The sequence below is a fragment of the Aquabacter sp. DMC10 genome (genome assembly GCF_056314145.1).
Map to the genome: position 1 here is coordinate 319866 of NZ_JBQUYX010000008.1, position 14987 is coordinate 334852.

The 14987-nt window shown below is 68.0% G+C and carries 18 protein-coding genes; 10 read left to right on the forward strand and 8 right to left on the reverse strand.

The genetic code is table 11. The features are described from left to right. Positions 1-22 precede the first annotated feature (22 nt). From proB to obgE, 5 genes are all read right to left on the reverse strand, one after another. Positions 23-1153, reverse strand: a complete 1131-nt coding sequence (gene proB / locus ACT54L_RS21125) for a glutamate 5-kinase (protein ID WP_476087611.1) — start codon at positions 1151-1153, stop codon at positions 23-25. A gap of 53 nt (positions 1154-1206) precedes the next feature. Next, positions 1207-1584, reverse strand: a complete 378-nt coding sequence (locus ACT54L_RS21130) for a type II toxin-antitoxin system VapC family toxin (protein ID WP_476087612.1) — start codon at positions 1582-1584, stop codon at positions 1207-1209. Beyond that, positions 1581-1829 carry a type II toxin-antitoxin system Phd/YefM family antitoxin gene (locus tag ACT54L_RS21135; RefSeq protein ID WP_476087613.1) on the reverse strand — a complete coding sequence of 83 codons (249 nt, stop codon included), beginning with the start codon at positions 1827-1829 and terminating at the stop codon, positions 1581-1583. The genes ACT54L_RS21130 and ACT54L_RS21135 overlap by 4 nt, the downstream gene beginning before the upstream one ends. A gap of 79 nt (positions 1830-1908) precedes the next feature. After that, positions 1909-2109: a hypothetical protein gene (locus ACT54L_RS21140; RefSeq protein ID WP_476087614.1), complete on the reverse strand. Its 201-nt coding sequence runs from the start codon at positions 2107-2109 to the stop codon at positions 1909-1911. Further along, positions 2097-3134 carry a GTPase ObgE gene (gene obgE, locus ACT54L_RS21145; RefSeq protein WP_209099109.1) on the reverse strand — a complete coding sequence of 346 codons (1038 nt, stop codon included), beginning with the start codon at positions 3132-3134 and terminating at the stop codon, positions 2097-2099. Before obgE ends, ACT54L_RS21140 begins: the two co-directional genes overlap by 13 nt. 159 nt (positions 3135-3293) lie before the next feature. Between obgE and ACT54L_RS21150 the strand changes: the two genes are divergently transcribed. Then, entirely contained in the window at positions 3294-5468 is a 2175-nt protein-coding gene (locus ACT54L_RS21150; protein WP_476087615.1) for a primosomal protein N', read from the forward strand. A 25-nt stretch (positions 5469-5493) separates the two neighbouring features. On the opposite strand, the gene ACT54L_RS21155 is transcribed toward ACT54L_RS21150, so the two are convergent. From ACT54L_RS21155 to ACT54L_RS21165, 3 genes are read right to left on the reverse strand one after another with little or no spacing between them, the layout of a single operon-like run. After that, positions 5494-6312, reverse strand: a complete 819-nt coding sequence (locus tag ACT54L_RS21155; RefSeq protein ID WP_476087616.1) for an ABC transporter permease — start codon at positions 6310-6312, stop codon at positions 5494-5496. Next, the gene (locus tag ACT54L_RS21160; RefSeq protein WP_476087617.1) at positions 6293-7120 is read right to left on the reverse strand and encodes an ABC transporter ATP-binding protein; all 828 of its coding nucleotides are present in this window, start codon (positions 7118-7120) and stop codon (positions 6293-6295) included. The genes ACT54L_RS21155 and ACT54L_RS21160 overlap by 20 nt, the downstream gene beginning before the upstream one ends. A 4-nt stretch (positions 7121-7124) precedes the next feature. Continuing rightward, a complete protein-coding gene (locus tag ACT54L_RS21165; protein WP_476087618.1) occupies positions 7125-8132 on the reverse strand; it encodes an ABC transporter substrate-binding protein in 1008 nt (335 codons plus the stop codon). Positions 8133-8307: 175 nt separating this feature from the next. Here ACT54L_RS21165 and ACT54L_RS21170 point away from each other — a divergent pair, with 175 nt between their 5' ends. The 9 genes from ACT54L_RS21170 to ACT54L_RS21210 all read left to right on the forward strand — a co-directional run bounded on the left by ACT54L_RS21170 (position 8308) and on the right by ACT54L_RS21210 (position 14966). Continuing rightward, positions 8308-8436, forward strand: coding sequence for a hypothetical protein (locus ACT54L_RS21170; RefSeq protein WP_476087619.1), 129 nt, complete (start codon positions 8308-8310; stop codon positions 8434-8436). 198 nt (positions 8437-8634) lie between these two features. Further along, the gene (locus ACT54L_RS21175; protein ID WP_476087620.1) at positions 8635-9240 is read left to right on the forward strand and encodes a 50S ribosomal protein L25/general stress protein Ctc; all 606 of its coding nucleotides are present in this window, start codon (positions 8635-8637) and stop codon (positions 9238-9240) included. A gap of 24 nt (positions 9241-9264) precedes the next feature. After that, positions 9265-9873 (forward strand): aminoacyl-tRNA hydrolase, encoded by a 609-nt coding sequence (gene pth, locus ACT54L_RS21180; protein ID WP_476087621.1) that lies wholly within the window; start codon positions 9265-9267, stop codon positions 9871-9873. Between the two features lie 158 nt (positions 9874-10031). Continuing rightward, the gene (gene ychF, locus ACT54L_RS21185) at positions 10032-11129 is read left to right on the forward strand and encodes a redox-regulated ATPase YchF (RefSeq protein WP_476087622.1); all 1098 of its coding nucleotides are present in this window, start codon (positions 10032-10034) and stop codon (positions 11127-11129) included. A 146-nt stretch (positions 11130-11275) separates the two neighbouring features. Then, positions 11276-11740: a MaoC family dehydratase gene (locus ACT54L_RS21190; protein ID WP_476087623.1), complete on the forward strand. Its 465-nt coding sequence runs from the start codon at positions 11276-11278 to the stop codon at positions 11738-11740. Next, complete coding sequence (locus ACT54L_RS21195) at positions 11737-12213, forward strand: MaoC family dehydratase (protein ID WP_476087624.1); 477 nt, start codon at positions 11737-11739, stop codon at positions 12211-12213. Before ACT54L_RS21190 ends, ACT54L_RS21195 begins: the two co-directional genes overlap by 4 nt. Positions 12214-12312: 99 nt before the next feature. Continuing rightward, complete coding sequence (gene ndk / locus ACT54L_RS21200; RefSeq protein ID WP_209099085.1) at positions 12313-12735, forward strand: nucleoside-diphosphate kinase; 423 nt, start codon at positions 12313-12315, stop codon at positions 12733-12735. Positions 12736-13369: 634 nt separating this feature from the next. Beyond that, positions 13370-14065, forward strand: coding sequence for a TerC family protein (locus ACT54L_RS21205; protein WP_476087625.1), 696 nt, complete (start codon positions 13370-13372; stop codon positions 14063-14065). 166 nt (positions 14066-14231) lie between these two features. Then, the gene (locus ACT54L_RS21210; RefSeq protein WP_476087626.1) at positions 14232-14966 is read left to right on the forward strand and encodes a TerC family protein; all 735 of its coding nucleotides are present in this window, start codon (positions 14232-14234) and stop codon (positions 14964-14966) included. Positions 14967-14987: the final 21 nt, after the last annotated feature.

The window sequence follows — 14987 nt, forward strand, 5'->3', positions numbered from 1 at the left end:
GGCAAAAAAGTTCGTAAGCCGGCTACTTTCCGCCGACAACCATATCGTCACGGTGGATCATCTCGGCCCGGCCGACAATGCCGAGGAGCGCCTCGATCTCGTCCGTGCCACGCCCCATGATGCGGTCCGCGTGGTCGCTGTCATAGGCCACCAGACCGCGCCCGATCTCCGCCCCGTCGGGGCCCCGCAGCAGCACGGCGTCGCCGCGCTCGAAGGTGCCCTCGATGCGCTTGACGCCCGCCGGCAGAAGGCTCGCCCCCCGCCGCAGCGCGGCCACGGCGCCCTCGTCCAGATGCAGCACCCCGCGGGGCTCCAGCGCCCCGGCGATCCAGGCCTTGCGGGCGCGGGCGGGGGTGGCGCCGGTGAGGAACCAAGTGCAGCGGGCGCCCTCGGAGATGGCGCGCAGCGGGTTTTTCCGGTGGCCGGAGGCGATCACCATATGGGTGCCGGCGGAGGTGGCGATCTTGCCCGCCTCGATCTTGGTGCGCATGCCGCCGCGCGACAGCTCGGAGCCCGCCGCCCCCGCCATGGCCTCGATCTCGGCGGTGATGCGGGGCACCACGGGCAGGAATTCGGCATCGGGATTGTGGGCCGGCGGGGCCGTATAGAGGCCATCGATGTCGGAGAGCAGCACCAGGAGATCGGCGCTCGCCATGGTGGCGACGCGGGCCGCGAGGCGATCATTGTCGCCATAGCGGATCTCGGAGGTGGCCACCGTATCGTTCTCGTTGATGACCGGCACCGCCCGGTGCTCCATCAGCCGCGCCAGGGTGGAGCGGGCGTTCAGGTAGCGGCGGCGCTCCTCGGTGTCGCCCAGCGTCAAGAGGATCTGACCGGCGGTGATGTCCTCATGAGCCAGCGCCTCCGCCCAGGTGCGGGCGAGCGCAATCTGCCCGACGGCGGCGGCGGCCTGGCTGTCCTCCAGCTTCAGGATGCCGCGCGGCAGGCCAAGCACCGTGCGCCCCAGCGCGATGGCGCCGGAGGAGACCACCATCACCTCCTTGCCCTTGGCATGGAGGGCGCTGATGTCCTCCACCAGCGAGGACAGCCAGGCCAGGCGCACCTTGCCACGGGTGGAATCCACCAGGAGGGCCGACCCCACCTTGATGACGATGCGGCGGAAATCGGTGAGGGCGGGCGTCTTGACGGTCACGGTGGGAGCTTCACGGCAGGAACAGGGGCCGTCTCGATACTCCAAGCCGGGCGTCAGGAACAGGGGAGGATGCGCAGGCCATAGGCGGGGGCGCGGGTGTCCGCGGTGACAAAGGCCAGGTCCTCCTCCAGCGCCTGGGCAACCAGGAGATGGTCGAAGGGGTCGCGATGGTGCACAGGCAGGCCCGCCAGCCGCCGCAGGTGCCTCTGCTCCACACCGAGCCAGTCAAAGGCTTCGAGCTCGAGAAGGAAGCGATCAAAGTCCAGCTCAAGCTTGCCGATGCGCAGCTTGACCGCCACTTCCCAGGCCGAGACCGCGCTGACGAAAACCTCATTCTGCGGATCGGCGATCACGTGCTGGACTGAGGCGGACAAGCGGGGATCCCCCGCCAGGAACCACAGCACCGCATGGGTGTCGAGCAGCACCCTCACAGGCCGCGCTCCATCTCGTCCAGCAGATCATCGGGCAGACGGTCGAAATCCTCGGCCATGCGGATGACACCGGCCATGGTGCCGGCGCGACGTTCCGCTGGTGCCACCGCGGGCTCGATCCGCGCCACATCCCGCCCGCGAGAGACCAGGATAAGGGACGCCCCCTGCTCCACATCCCGCAAATAGGCGGCAAGGTTGGCGCGAAAGGCCTTCACGCCCACCCGCACGGCGCTGCGCTCCGGCATGGCAAGGCTCCTTATGTACCCCTAAAGGGTACACCCTGGGCCCCGCGCCATCAAGAATGGGCACACTGAAGCCGCCCCGTCAAAGAGGCAGTCCATCCGCGTCGTACATGTCGCGGTGGTCGGACGTGGCGGCCGGACGCGCTTGGCGCGCGGCGTCATCCGACATGCGCAAGAGCGCGTCGAACCGCGCCGTCTGCTCGGGCGTCATGGGCTCGGACGCGGGTTCAGCTTGTTGCAAGGTCTCGCGGTCGGAAGGCTGCTCCGGCCTCACGGCCGCCATTCCGCCTTCGGTCGGGCGGCGGCCTCTTCCTCGGCGCGGGCGGTCTCCACCGTGGAGAGAAGGGCGCGCAGGGCCGCCTCCACGCCGGCGCCGGACTGGGCGGAGAGCAAAAGCGGCTTCTTCTTCGCCGCGCGCTGCAGGCGTTCCTTCTGCTGCTTCAGCAGCTCGGGCGAGAGCGCGTCGATCTTGGACAGGGCCACGATCTCCGGCTTGTCCTCCAGCCCCGCCCCATAGGCGAGAAGCTCGGCGCGCACGGTCTTGTAGGCCTTGCCCGCATGCTCGCTGGTGCCATCCACCAGATGGAGCAGCGCCCGGCAGCGCTCGATATGGGCCAGGAACCGGTCGCCAATGCCGACCCCTTCGTGGGCGCCCTCGATGAGGCCGGGAATGTCGGCCAGCACGAATTCGCGCCCGTCCACCCGCACTACGCCGAGGCCGGGATGCAAGGTGGTGAAGGGATAGTCGGCGATCTTGGGCTTGGCTGCCGTGGTGGCGGCCAAGAACGTGCTCTTGCCGGCATTGGGCAGGCCGACGAGGCCAGCATCGGCGATCAGCTTCAGGCGAAGCCAGATCCAGCGCTCCTGGCCTTCCAGGCCCGGATTGGCCCGGCGGGGCGCCTGGTTGGTGGAGGTCTTGAAATAGGCATTGCCGAAGCCGCCATTGCCGCCTTCCAGCAGCTTGATCCTCTGGCCGACCTCGGTGAGGTCGGCGAGCACCGTCTCCTCGTCCTCGTCCAGGATCTGGGTGCCGGCGGGCACTTTCAGCACCACATCGGCGCCCTTGGCGCCGGTGCGGTTGGCGCCCATGCCGTGCTCGCCCTTCTTGGCCTTGAAGTGCTGCTGGTAGCGGTAGTCGATGAGCGTGTTGAGCCCGTCGACGCATTCGATCCATACGTCGCCGCCGCGTCCGCCGTCCCCGCCATTGGGGCCGCCGAACTCGATGAACTTTTCGCGCCGGAACGAGACGCACCCTGCGCCCCCGTCTCCGGACCGGACATAGACCTTGGCTTGATCGAGGAATTTCATGGCCTGGAGGTAGACGCGCGCGGCCCGCGACGCAAGGGTGTCCTGCGCATGGCCGCCCTTCCGCTTGGTGCGGGAGCCGAGGCGGCACGCCCTCTTGCAGCGGTGGACGAGGCAGCCGGCGCCTTTGACCTTTTCGCGTCGCCGGATCAAAAGAGGAACATGAGCGCCCGCACCGTCGATGTCCTGCTCCCGCTGGGCCTCGATACCCCCTATTCCTATGCCGTCCCCGACGGGCTGGACCTTGCGCCCGGCGATCTCGTCCATGTGCCGCTGGGATCACGCGGCATGATCGGCTGCGTCTGGCCGCGCGCGGGCGGAAGCCAAGTGGTGCCCTCGGCCAAGCTGAAGGCGGTGAAGGCCAAGCTCGCCTATGAGCCGTTGCCCCCCGACCTTCTGCGCCTCATCGACTGGATGGCGGACTATACCCTGGCCCCCCGCGGCATGGTGCTGCGCATGGCGCTGCGCCATGGGGAAAGCCCCGGCGAGGCGCGCGAGCGGGTGGGCGTACGGCCCACCGGCAAGGACCCGGTCCGCCGCTCGGCGGCGCGGGAGAAGCTGCTGGCTCTGCTCGCCGACGGCTTCGTGCGCGGCAAAAGCGAGGCGGCGCGGGAAGCGGGGGTCTCGCCCTCCGTGGTGGACGGGCTGGTGGATGAAGGGGTGCTGGAATCCCTGGTCCTGCCCCCCGAGCCTGCCGCCTATCCTCCCGATCCCGACCATGCCGCCCCCACCCTCTCGCCCGAGCAGGCGGGCGTGGCGCAGATCCTGAAAGAAGCGGTGGAGGCCCGCGCCTTCGCGCCGCACCTGCTGGACGGCGTCACCGGCTCCGGCAAGACAGAGGTCTATTTCGAGGCGGTGGCGGAAGCGGTGCGGCAAGGGCGGCAATGCCTCATCCTGCTGCCGGAAATCGCCCTCACCCAGGCCTTCCTCGACCGCTTCACCCGCCGCTTCGGGGTGAAGCCGGCGGAATGGCATTCGGGCGTCTCCACCCGCCGCCGCGCGCGTCTGCTCTCGGCGGTGGCGCGGGGCGAGGCGCAGGTGGTGGCGGGCGCGCGCTCGGCTTTGTTCCTGCCCTTCAAGGACCTCGCCCTCATCATCGTCGATGAGGAGCACGATCCCGCCTACAAGCAGGATGATGGCGTCGCCTATCATGCCCGCGACATGGCAGTGGTGCGGGCGCGCCTAGCCGGGGCGCCCATCGTGCTCACTTCCGCGACCCCCTCTATCGAGACCGAGGTGAATGCAAGGCGCGGGCGCTATCGCCGGCTGCCTTTGCCGGAGCGGTTCGGCGGCGCCAAGGTGCCGGGCCTTGCGCCCATTGATCTCAGGCGCGAAGGCCCGCCGCGCGGCCGCTGGATCGCCCCGCGCCTGGAAAGCGAGATCAACCAGACCCTGGAGGATGGCGGGCAGGCACTTCTGTTCCTCAACCGGCGCGGCTATGCTCCGCTCACCTTGTGCCGCAGCTGCGGGCATCGCATGCGCTGCCCCTCCTGCTCGGCCTGGCTGGTGGAGCACCGCTTCCGCCGCCGTCTGACCTGCCACCATTGCGGCTACCAGGCCCCGGTGCCGGACACCTGCCCAAGCTGCCAGGCCAAGGACAGCCTCATTCCCTGCGGCCCTGGGGTGGAGCGCCTCCAGGAGGAGGTGGCGGCACTGTTCCCGGACGCGCGCTCTCTGGTGCTCTCCTCCGACCTCACCGGCGGCATCGAGCGCATGCGGGCGGAGCTGGATGCGGTGGCGAACGGCGAAGTCGATGTGATCGTCGGCACCCAATTGGTGGCAAAGGGGCACAATTTCCCCGGCCTTGCCCTGGTGGGGGTGGTGGATGCGGATGTGGGCCTCGGCCATGGCGACCCCCGCGCGGCCGAGCGCACCTTCCAACTGGTGCATCAGGTGGCGGGGCGGGCGGGGCGCGGCGCGGCGGAGGGACGCGGCTTCATCCAGACCCATATGCCCGAGCATCCGGTGATGCAGGCGCTGGTGAAGGGCGACCGGGCCGCCTTCTACGAAAACGAGATCGCGGCGCGGGAAGAGGCCCAGCTGCCCCCCTTCGGACGGCTCGCCAGCCTCATCGTCTCGGCGAGCGAGGCCCAGGCGGCGGAAGCCCATGCCCGGGCGCTGCTGGCCAGCGCCCCGCGCGACCGGGACGTGCGTGTGCTGGGCCCGGCGGAAGCGCCCTTGGCGATCCTGCGCGGGCGCCACCGCTGGCGGCTTCTCGCCCGCTCGCCGCGCGGCTACGACCTCTCGGCCTATCTGCGCGCCTGGCGGGCGGTGGCGCCCAAGCCCACCGGCAATGTGAAGGTGGCCATCGACGTGGACCCGATGACCTTCTTGTAGGGGGCGCCTCTCAGCTCTCCTACCTTCAACTCTCTTGCCCCCAGCGCCGCACGGTGAGGCGGGCCAGGGTGGCGAAGATGACGGTTTCCACCACGAGGCCGATCAGGATCACCGCCAGCAGGCCGGCAAAGACATTGGCCGTGTCGAGCTGCGCCCGGTTGGTGAATATGAACCAGCCGAGCCCACCCGAGCGCGCGCTGGCGCCGAACACCATCTCGGCCGCGATCAGGGTGCGCCAGGCAAACGCCCAGCCGAGCCGCAGGCCGGACAGGATGGAGGGCAGCGCCGCCGGCACCAGCAAGGTGAAGACATAAGACGGTCCGGCGAGGCCCAGGTTTCGCCCGGCCATGCGCAAGGTCTGCGGCACCGCCCGGAAGCCGGCATGGCAGGACAGGGCCAGCGGCCAGAGCACCGCATGGACGGTCACGAAGATGAGGCTGGACGAGCCGACGCCGAACCACAGCAAGGCGATGGGCAGCAAGGCGATGGCCGGCAGCGGATTGAACATGGAGGTGAGGAGGCTCAGAAGGCTCTCCCCCCATTTGCTCAAGGCCGCGAGCCCGGTGATGACGGCCGCCAGCACGATGCCGATACCATAGCCCGACAAGAGCACCGACAGGGACGCCACGGTCCGCCCGGGCAGTTCGCCGTTCAGCGTCGCCGTCACCAGGGCCTGGAGGGTCTCGGTGAAGCTGGGCAGCAGCAGGGAATTGTTGAGATAGCGGGCATAGGCCTCCCAGATGGCGGCCAGCACCACCAGGAGAATGGCCTGCCGCGCGCCCGGGCCGAGGGCCAGGGGCGCCCGCCCGGCGGGGGCGGCGGCTTCAAGCGTGCGCGAGGACATGGTCGGCCTTCCCTTCGCGCGGGACATTGCCGGCGAAGATGCGAGACTGGATTTCCGCTTCGAGGGCAGCGAACTGGGCCGTGCCGCGACGCCCCGCCTCCCCCGCCACATCATATTCGGCGGCGATGCGGCCGGGATGGGGGGAGAGCACCAGGATGCGCGTGCCCACATGCACGGCTTCCTCGATGGCGTGGGTGACGAACAGGGTGGTCGCGCCCGTCTCCTCGCACAGCGCCAGCAATTCATCCTGCATGCGCCGGCGGGAGAGGGCGTCGAGGGCGGCAAACGGCTCGTCCATGAGCAGGATGGCCGGCTGCACGGCGAAGGCGCGGGCGATGGCCACCCGCTGCTTCATGCCGCCCGACAGAGTATGGGGAAAGGCATGGGCAAACGAGCCGAGCCCGACGCGGCCCACCCACTCCAGGGCCACGCGGCGGGCTTCGTCCTTGCCCATGCGCCGGGCCTTGCGCAAGGCGAACGCCACATTGCCCATCACCGTCAGCCAGGGCATGAGCTGATCGAATTCCTGGAAGACCACCATGCGATCGGGGCCGGGGCCGCGCACCGGTGCGCCATTCAGGCGGATGGTGCCGGCCTCCGGCTTCAGGAAGCCGCCCACCGCCCGCAACAGGCTCGACTTGCCGCAGCCCGAGGGGCCGAGCAGCGCCAGCCGCTCGCCCCGGCCGATGGAGAAGGAGACATCCTCCACCGCCGTGACGAGGCCAGCCTGGGAGCGATAGCGCAAGGTGACGCCGGACACGGCGAGCGGCACCGCGCTGGACGCGCCTTCCCCCAAGGGACTGAGCACGGCCTCAGCTCCCGCTCTTGGCATGGAGGCCGGCCTGGAACAGCTCCTTCCAGGAGGGCTTCTGCTTGATGAGGCCGACCCGATACTCGAAGTCCACGAAGGCTTCGACCCGTTCGGGCGTGGTGGTGAAGTTGATCTGCGGATCGCGGATGATGCTCTCCACGAAGGCCGGGTCCAGCTTGGAATTCTCGGCGGCGATATAGAGCTTGGCGGCCTCGGCCGGGTTGGCCTTGATCCAGGCATTGGCTTCATCGAGCGCCTCCACGAAGGCCTGGATGACCTTGGGATTGTCGGTCACGAACTTCTTGGTGGCATAGACCACGTTGAAGGTGTGTGGCCCGCCCAGCACGTCATAGCTGTTGAGCACCTCGTGCACTTTTCCGCTGGCGAGCTGCTGCTCGTAGAAGGGCGGCGAGGTGAAGTGGGCGCTGATGCCGCCGGTGCCGGACAGAAGCGCCGTGGTGGCGTCGGGATGGGGCAGGCTGACGGTGAGGTCGTCCAGCTTGTCATATTTGCCGAAGGTCTTCTCGACGGCGATCTGCAGCACGATGGGCTGGAAGCCCACCTTCACCGACGGCAGCGCAATCCGGTCAGAGGCGGTGAAGTCCTTGATGGTCTTCACATTGGGATTGTTGGTGGTCAGCACGTTGGGCATGGAGCCGAGGGAGGCCACCAGCGAGATGTCCACCTTCCCGCGCGTCTTGTCCCAGGTGAGGATCGCCGGCGCGATCCCGGCGGTGGCGAAGTCGAGGCCACCGGAAATGAGGGAATCGTTCATGGCCGCCGCCCCCGAGAGGCGCAGCCATTCCACCTTCAGGTTGGGAACCCCGTCCGCCACCGCCCGCGCCTCGATGAGCTTGCGCTCCTTGGCGACGATGAGCGGGAGATAGGCGATGCCGAACTGCTGGGCGATCCGCAGTTGGTCGGTCTCGGCCCGCACCGGGGCGGAAGTACCGAGGGCGAGGGACGGCAGCACAAGGGCCGCGAGGGCAAAAAGCCCGGCTTTGCGCATGGAAGGTCTCCACAGGAACGTTGCGTAAATAATCTCCACATAATCGATAAAGTCAATTTCAATCGTGCTATGATTTATATAACATTAAAATTTTGTATTTTATGTCCGCTGTGGTGATGGTCATAAGCGCCCATTGCCTCTATCCTGGGGGCGCAAATGCGTAAGGGGTCTGCCGGTGCGCAGCTTGGTTCGTATCGCCCTCGTCGTGGCTGTGGGATTCTCCCTGTCCGCCTGTGACAAGTGCGGCAACTGGTTCAAATACACGCCGCCCAAGACCTGCGGCGGCGAGCCGGTGGCGCAGTAAACCCACCCGCCCGGCCACGAGGCCTGCGCGCGCCGCCCTCCCATGCGCGGCGGCCCGTTGCAATTGAAGGGCTGCGCAGCTATAAGCGCGCCTTCGCCGAGGCATGCGCCCCCCTGGAGGCGTGCCGCGAGCGAAAGCCGGACGGCCGCGCGAGCGGCCGTCGGCCGTTAGAGAACCCTTTAACCTAGGACAAGTGCCATGACCGCCATCAAGGAACTGAAGGCTGTGGCGCGCCCGCGGGCCGGCAAGGGGGCCGCCCGTGCCGAGCGCCGCGCTGGACGCGTGCCCGCCGTGATTTACGGCGAGAAGCAGGAACCGATCACCATCTCCCTGGACCACAAGGAGATCACCCGGACGATCTATGCCGGCCACTTTCTGACCACGCTCTTTCTCATCGACGTGGACGGCAAGAAGCTGCGCGTGATCCCCCGGGACTACCAGCTCGACGTGGTCAAGGACCTGCCCCTGCACGTGGACTTCCTGCGGGTTTCCGCTGGCGCTCATGTGACCGTCGAAGTGCCCGTGCACTTCGTCAATCAGGAAGCCTCCCCGGGCCTGAAGGCCGGCGGCGTGCTCAACGTGGTGCACCATGCGGTGACGCTGGATGCCCCCGCCGAAGCCATCCCCGAGGCCATCAATGTGGACGTCACCGGCCTTGAGATCGGCGACAGCATCCACCTGTCCGGCGTGACCCTGCCCGAGGGCGTGGTGTCCGCGCTGCACGGCGACGACACCCTCGCCACCATCGTGGCGCCCGCGGCCCTCGAGGCCGAGGAAGCCGCTGCCGCCGCCGCGACGGCGTGAGCGGAACCGGGCCGGAGTTGACCCATGCTCCTCTTCGTGGGGCTCGGCAATCCCGGCCCGAAATATGCCGGCAACCGGCATAATATCGGCTTCATGGCGGTGGACGCGATTGTCCGCCGCCATCGCTTCTCCCCCTGGCGCCGGCGCTTCCAGGGCGCGGCCTGCGAGGGTGAGCTGGGCGGCGAGAAGGCCATCGCCCTCCTGCCCGAGACCTTCATGAACGAGAGCGGGCGCGCCGTGGCCGAGGCCATGCGCTTCTATAAGATCCCCCTCGACAAGGTCGTCGTCTTCCATGACGAACTGGATCTACCCCCCGCCAAGGTGCGGGTGAAGAAGGGCGGCGGCAATGCCGGCCATAACGGCCTGAAATCCATCACGGCGCTCTGCGGCAACGACTATTGGCGGGTGCGGCTCGGCATCGGCCATCCCGGCGACAAGGCGCTGGTGCATGCCTATGTGCTGAACGATTTCGGCAAGGCGGAACGGGCCTGGGTGGAGGCGGTGTGCACCGCCAGCGCCGATTTTGCCGACCAGTTCGCCGCCGGCAAGCCCGAGGAATTCCAGAACCGCGCCCACCTTTTCCTCGAGGCCCAGGGCTTCGGGGCGCAGAAGGTGCTGGGCGCGAAGGACTGACGGCGGCACCGCGCCCCGCGCGCCCGCATGCTTTTTCCCATCCCCCTGTCCCGTCGCCCGCTGCGATGTGATAGGGAGCCCCCAACCTGCTGCCGCGTCGCTTCCGGTCCCGCGCCGGAGCCGCGCGCCGGCCTCCTGTCCTTGAGAGATTGCAGAGCATGGGCTTCAAATGCGGCATCGTGGGCCTGCCGAACGTCGGCAAGTCGACGCTCTTTAATGCGCTCACCCAGACCGCGGCGGCGCAGGCGGCCAATTATCCCTTCTGCACCATCGAGCCCAATGTGGGCGAAGTGGCCGTGCCCGATCCGCGCCTGGACACGCTGGCGGCCATCGCCGGCTCGGGCCAGATCATCCCCACCCGCCTCACCTTCGTGGACATTGCCGGCCTGGTGCGCGGCGCCTCCAAGGGCGAAGGGCTGGGCAACCAGTTCCTGGCCAATATCCGCGAATGCGACGCCATCGCCCATGTGGTGCGCTGCTTCGAGGACGGCGACGTGACCCATGTGGAGGGCAAGATCTCTCCCGTGGACGACATCGAGACCATCGAGACCGAGCTCATGCTCGCCGACCTGGAGAGCCTGGAAAAGCGCGCCGCGGCCCAGGAGAAGAAGGCCAAGGGCGGCGACAAGGAGGCCAAGGAAAGCCTTGACCTCATGCAGCGCGCCCTTGTGCTGCTGCGCGAGGGCAAGCCAGCCCGCCTCGTGGAGCGCAAGCCCGAGGAAGAGCGCGCCTTCGGCATGCTCGGCCTGATGACCGCCAAGCCCGTCCTCTATGTGTGCAATGTGGAGGAAGCCTCGGCGCATGACGGCAATTCGCTGTCGGCCGCCGTCTTCGCCCGCGCCGCGGCCGAGGGCGCCAAGGCGGTGGTGGTGTCCGCGAAGATCGAGAGCGAGATCGCCGTCCTGCCCCCGGACGACCAGAAGGACTATCTGGACGCCATCGGCCTCGAGGAACCCGGCCTCAACCGCGTGATCCGCGCCGGCTACGACCTCTTGCACCTCGTCACCTATTTCACCGTCGGCCCCAAGGAAGCCCGCGCCTGGACCATCACCCGCGGCACCCGCGCGCCGGCGGCGGCGGGCGTGATCCACTCGGATTTCGAGAAGGGCTTCATCCGCGCCGAGACCATCGCCTTCCAGGATTATGTGACGAATAAGGGCGAGGCCGGCGCCCGCGAGGCGGGCCGGCTGCGCCTGGAAGGCAAGGAGTATGTGGTGCAGGACGGCGACGTGCTGCACTTCCGCTTCGCCAATTGAGGGCTGCGGCGGATCGCGCCCCGGCTGATCGCCGGGCACGGGCCAGCGCACGCATCCGGATGGACAGAAGGCGGTGGACCCTCTGACGCCTTGACCCGCCTCCCGGCTTCCTCCCCTATGACGCAAGGGAGAAACGGGAGGCGGATTTGCCCGATATTTTTTGGGAAGACCTTGTGGAGGGCGACGTGAAAACGTCCGCCCCCTACGTCGTCACCCGGGACGAGATTCTCGATTTTGCGCGGGAATATGACCCGCAGCCCATGCATCTGGACCCCGCCGCCGGGCAGGCCTCCATGCTGGGCGGCCTGGCCGCCTCCGGCTGGCACACCTGCGCCATCATGATGCGCCTCCTGTTCGACAGCTTCCTCAGCCGGGCCGCCGGCCTCGGCTCGCCGGGGATCGAGGAGACGCGCTGGAAGGAGCCGGTGTTCCCGGACGACGAATTGCGGCTGCGTCGCACTGTCATGGAAAGCCGCACCTCCAAGAGCCGGCCCGACATGGGCCTCGTGACGTTCAAGCTGGAACTGGTGAAGGCCAAGGGGGCGGTCGCTTGCGAGCAGACCTGCGTCATCCTGTTCGCCCGCCGCAATCCGGGAGCGCGCCTCGCATGAAATTCCTCGACGAGATCGAAATCGGCGAGCGGCAGGAGCTAGGCTCCTACCGGTTCGAGCAGGACGACATCCTCGCCTTCGCCCGCAAATACGACCCCCAGCCCTTCCATCTGGACCCGGAGGCGGCCAAGCGCACGCACTTCGGCGCCCTGGTGGCCTCCGGCTGGCAGACGGCGGCGGTGTGGATGAAGCTGTTCGTGGCCTTCAACGAGCGCAACGTGGCCGAGCGGCTCGCCCAGGGCCTGCCGGTGCCCGAGCTCGGCCCCTCCCCCGGCTTTCGCAAGATGCGCTGGCTGAAGCCCGTCTATGTGGGCGACACGCTGACCTATGCCACCGAGGCGCGGGAGAAGGCCGTGTCGCGGTCGCGCCCGCAGTTCGGCCTGCTCACCGCCTATAACAGCGCCACCAACCAGGACGGCACGCTGGTCTTTGATTTCGAGAGCATGGTCTTCCTCCAGCGCCAGCCGGGCTGACCGGCGGCGCTGCTTGCCGCGCGGGGTCCTGACTGCTAAGAGCGCCCGTCCGCGCATGGGCGCGGGCATTCCTTGGAATTTACAGACAGGACGGTCATCATGGCGATCGAGCGCACCTTCTCGATCATCAAACCCGACGCGACGCGTCGCAATCTTACCGGCGCGATCAATGCGGTGATCGAAAAGGCCGGCCTTCGGATCGTGGCGCAGAAGCGCGTGCTGATGACGCAGGCCCAGGCCGAGACCTTCTACGGCGTGCACCGCGAGCGTCCCTTCTTCAAGGACCTCGTGTCCTTCATGACCTCCGGCCCCGTGGTGGTGCAGGTCCTGGAAGGCGAGGACGCAGTGGCCAAGTATCGCGAAGTGATGGGCGCCACCAACCCGGCCAATGCGGCCGAGGGCACCATCCGCAAGCTGTTCGCGGAATCCATCGAGGCCAATTCGGCCCACGGCTCCGACAGCGTCGAGAACGCCCAGGTGGAGATCGCCCAGTTCTTCGCCGGCAACGAGATCGTCGGCTGAGCTCCAGCTGAGGGGGCGCCCCGGCCGTCCGTCGGCGGCGCCCGGCATCTCAAAGGTGTTCCCGCCTCGGACGAGCCTCGTCCGGGCGGGAGCGCTTCCCTCCTGCGGCCTGCTGCGGTCACCCCGGCACGCGGTTGGCGCCTGCCGCCAGCGAGACGGATCAAAGGGGCTTTCCCCACCTTGGGGCCGCGATGCCCTTCGGAGCTTCGGCGCCGGCCTTGTCGCCCCATTGGAGGCGCGTGCGCCGCAGCGCAAATGGTGCATTAGATGCACCGCATCATCTTTTACCGTTGCGTCATCACCGGTTTTGGTTGAGACCCCTTCGCACGTCCGTTAGCTTCCCTTCGGGCATGCATAATACGGCGCACCAGACGCATTCACCGCAGAGGGCGGACCGGCCGGATTTATGTGATCCGCTCCCGGCCCCGCACTCGTGTTGACGGACGGGAAAGGCAGTTCGATCAGACCCCGCGCAGGCTGATCGGCGCATGTTCTTGAGCCGGATCGGGTCAGACGACATGGATCTGCCCCGTCACTCCGCCTCGCACATTGGGAAGGGAAGTCTGACGGCTCCGCCTGCGCAGCAGCCGGGGCCGGGCGATCTCGGACACGCGGATCACAGGGATGGGGAAAGATGTCGATTGATTCACCGGCGCTCTGGCTGGCGCTGCTTCAGATCATCTGGATCAACATATTGCTGTCCGGCGACAATGCGGTGGTCATCGCCATGGCCTGCCGCGGCCTGCCGGAGCGGGCCCGCAAATGGGGCATCATCATGGGGGCCGGCGTCGCCGTCGGCCTGCGCATCCTGTTCACCGGCATCGTGGCCACCCTCCTGGTGCTGCCGTGGCTGAAGCTGGTGGGCTCGCTCGCCCTCATGTGGATCGCGGTGGACCTCGCCCTGCCCGGCGAGGACGGCGATGACCATGTGCAGGCCAGCGACAGCCTGTGGAAGGCGGTGGGCACCGTGGCGGTGGCCGACATCGTCATGAGCCTCGACAATGTGGTGGCGGTGGCGGCGGTGGCCAATGGCAACTGGCTGCTGCTGGGTCTCGGCCTTGCCATCTCCATCCCGCTGATCGTGGCCGGCAGCTCGTTGGTAATGGCGGTGCTGGACCGCTTCCCGCTGCTGGTCTGGGCCGGCGCGGCGCTGCTGGGCTGGGTGGCCGGCGAAATGCTGGTGTCCGATGCTGCGGTGGTGGACCTGTTGGGCGGTCTGGAGAAGGCCGAGCACTGGGCGCATCCGGCCGCGGCCATCGGCGCCGTGCTGGTGGTGGCCGTCTCTTTCACCGTGGGACGTCTGCGCAAGGCCAAGGCCGAACGGGCCTGATCCCGCGCGTCAGGAAGGGGGCCCGTCCGCCCCCTTCTTCTTTACCCTTGAAGTGACGTAAGGTAATACGTAACGGCACTTTGAGTATTCCCCAACGTCATATCCCATCCCCCTGAGGTCGTCGACACGCCCGTTTCCCCCGGTGCACGTCACACGAGGACACAGCATGGATTTCAGCTCCCCCACCTTCTGGCTCTCGCTGCTCCAGATCATCTGGATCGACCTCCTGCTTTCCGGCGACAATGCGGTGGTGATCGCCCTTGCCTGCCGATCCCTGCCGCAGAAACAGAGGCGCTGGGGCATCCTGCTCGGCGCCGGCGCGGCGGTGGGCCTGCGTATCCTCTTTGCGCTCGTGGTCTCCTACCTTCTGGGCGTGCCTTTCCTGAAGGTGGTGGGCGGCCTGCTCCTGCTGTGGATCGCCGTGAAGCTGGTGACCGACAGCGAGGGGGATGCCCATGAGGTGGAAGCGTCCGAAAGCCTGTGGAAGGCCGTGCGCACCATCGCCATCGCCGACGCGGTCATGAGCCTCGACAATGTGGTGGCCATCGCGGCGGCCTCCCGCGGCCATCCCGAACTGTTCATCTTCGGCCTGCTGCTCACCATCCCGCTTATCATCGCCGGCTCGCAGCTGGTGATGGCCCTCCTCACCCGCTTCCCCATCCTGGTGTGGGCCGGCGCGGCGCTGCTGGGCTGGATCGCGGGCGAAATGCTGGTCAGCGACGTGATGGCCCTGCAGTGGCTCCAGGGGGTCGACCCGAGCCTTGTGAAGGCCGACGCCGAGGCGCCCACGGGCCTGAAGCCGGCGGACCTGCCCCATTATGCGGCAAGCACCGTCGGCGCCATCGTCGTGGTCGCCATCGGCTATGTGCTGCGGGCCCGCCACCGGGCGCAAACCGCCTGATCCCCGCCCGCATCCCCGCGC

Bases quoted from the DNA above. Each gene is read 5' to 3' on its own strand.
- ACT54L_RS21135 (WP_476087613.1), bottom strand. From the start codon at position 1,829: ATGCCGGAGCGCAGCGCCGTGCGGGTGGGCGTGAAGGCCTTTCGCGCC.
- ACT54L_RS21140 (WP_476087614.1), bottom strand. From the start codon at position 2,109: ATGGCGGCCGTGAGGCCGGAGCAGCCTTCCGACCGCGAGACCTTGCAA.
- obgE (WP_209099109.1), bottom strand. From the start codon at position 3,134: ATGAAATTCCTCGATCAAGCCAAGGTCTATGTCCGGTCCGGAGACGGG.
- ACT54L_RS21150 (WP_476087615.1), top strand. From the start codon at position 3,294: ATGAGCGCCCGCACCGTCGATGTCCTGCTCCCGCTGGGCCTCGATACC.
- ACT54L_RS21155 (WP_476087616.1), bottom strand. From the start codon at position 6,312: ATGTCCTCGCGCACGCTTGAAGCCGCCGCCCCCGCCGGGCGGGCGCCC.
- ACT54L_RS21165 (WP_476087618.1), bottom strand. From the start codon at position 8,132: ATGCGCAAAGCCGGGCTTTTTGCCCTCGCGGCCCTTGTGCTGCCGTCC.
- ACT54L_RS21175 (WP_476087620.1), top strand. From the start codon at position 8,635: ATGACCGCCATCAAGGAACTGAAGGCTGTGGCGCGCCCGCGGGCCGGC.
- pth (WP_476087621.1), top strand. From the start codon at position 9,265: ATGCTCCTCTTCGTGGGGCTCGGCAATCCCGGCCCGAAATATGCCGGC.
- ychF (WP_476087622.1), top strand. From the start codon at position 10,032: ATGGGCTTCAAATGCGGCATCGTGGGCCTGCCGAACGTCGGCAAGTCG.
- ACT54L_RS21195 (WP_476087624.1), top strand. From the start codon at position 11,737: ATGAAATTCCTCGACGAGATCGAAATCGGCGAGCGGCAGGAGCTAGGC.
- ndk (WP_209099085.1), top strand. From the start codon at position 12,313: ATGGCGATCGAGCGCACCTTCTCGATCATCAAACCCGACGCGACGCGT.
- ACT54L_RS21205 (WP_476087625.1), top strand. From the start codon at position 13,370: ATGTCGATTGATTCACCGGCGCTCTGGCTGGCGCTGCTTCAGATCATC.
- ACT54L_RS21210 (WP_476087626.1), top strand. From the start codon at position 14,232: ATGGATTTCAGCTCCCCCACCTTCTGGCTCTCGCTGCTCCAGATCATC.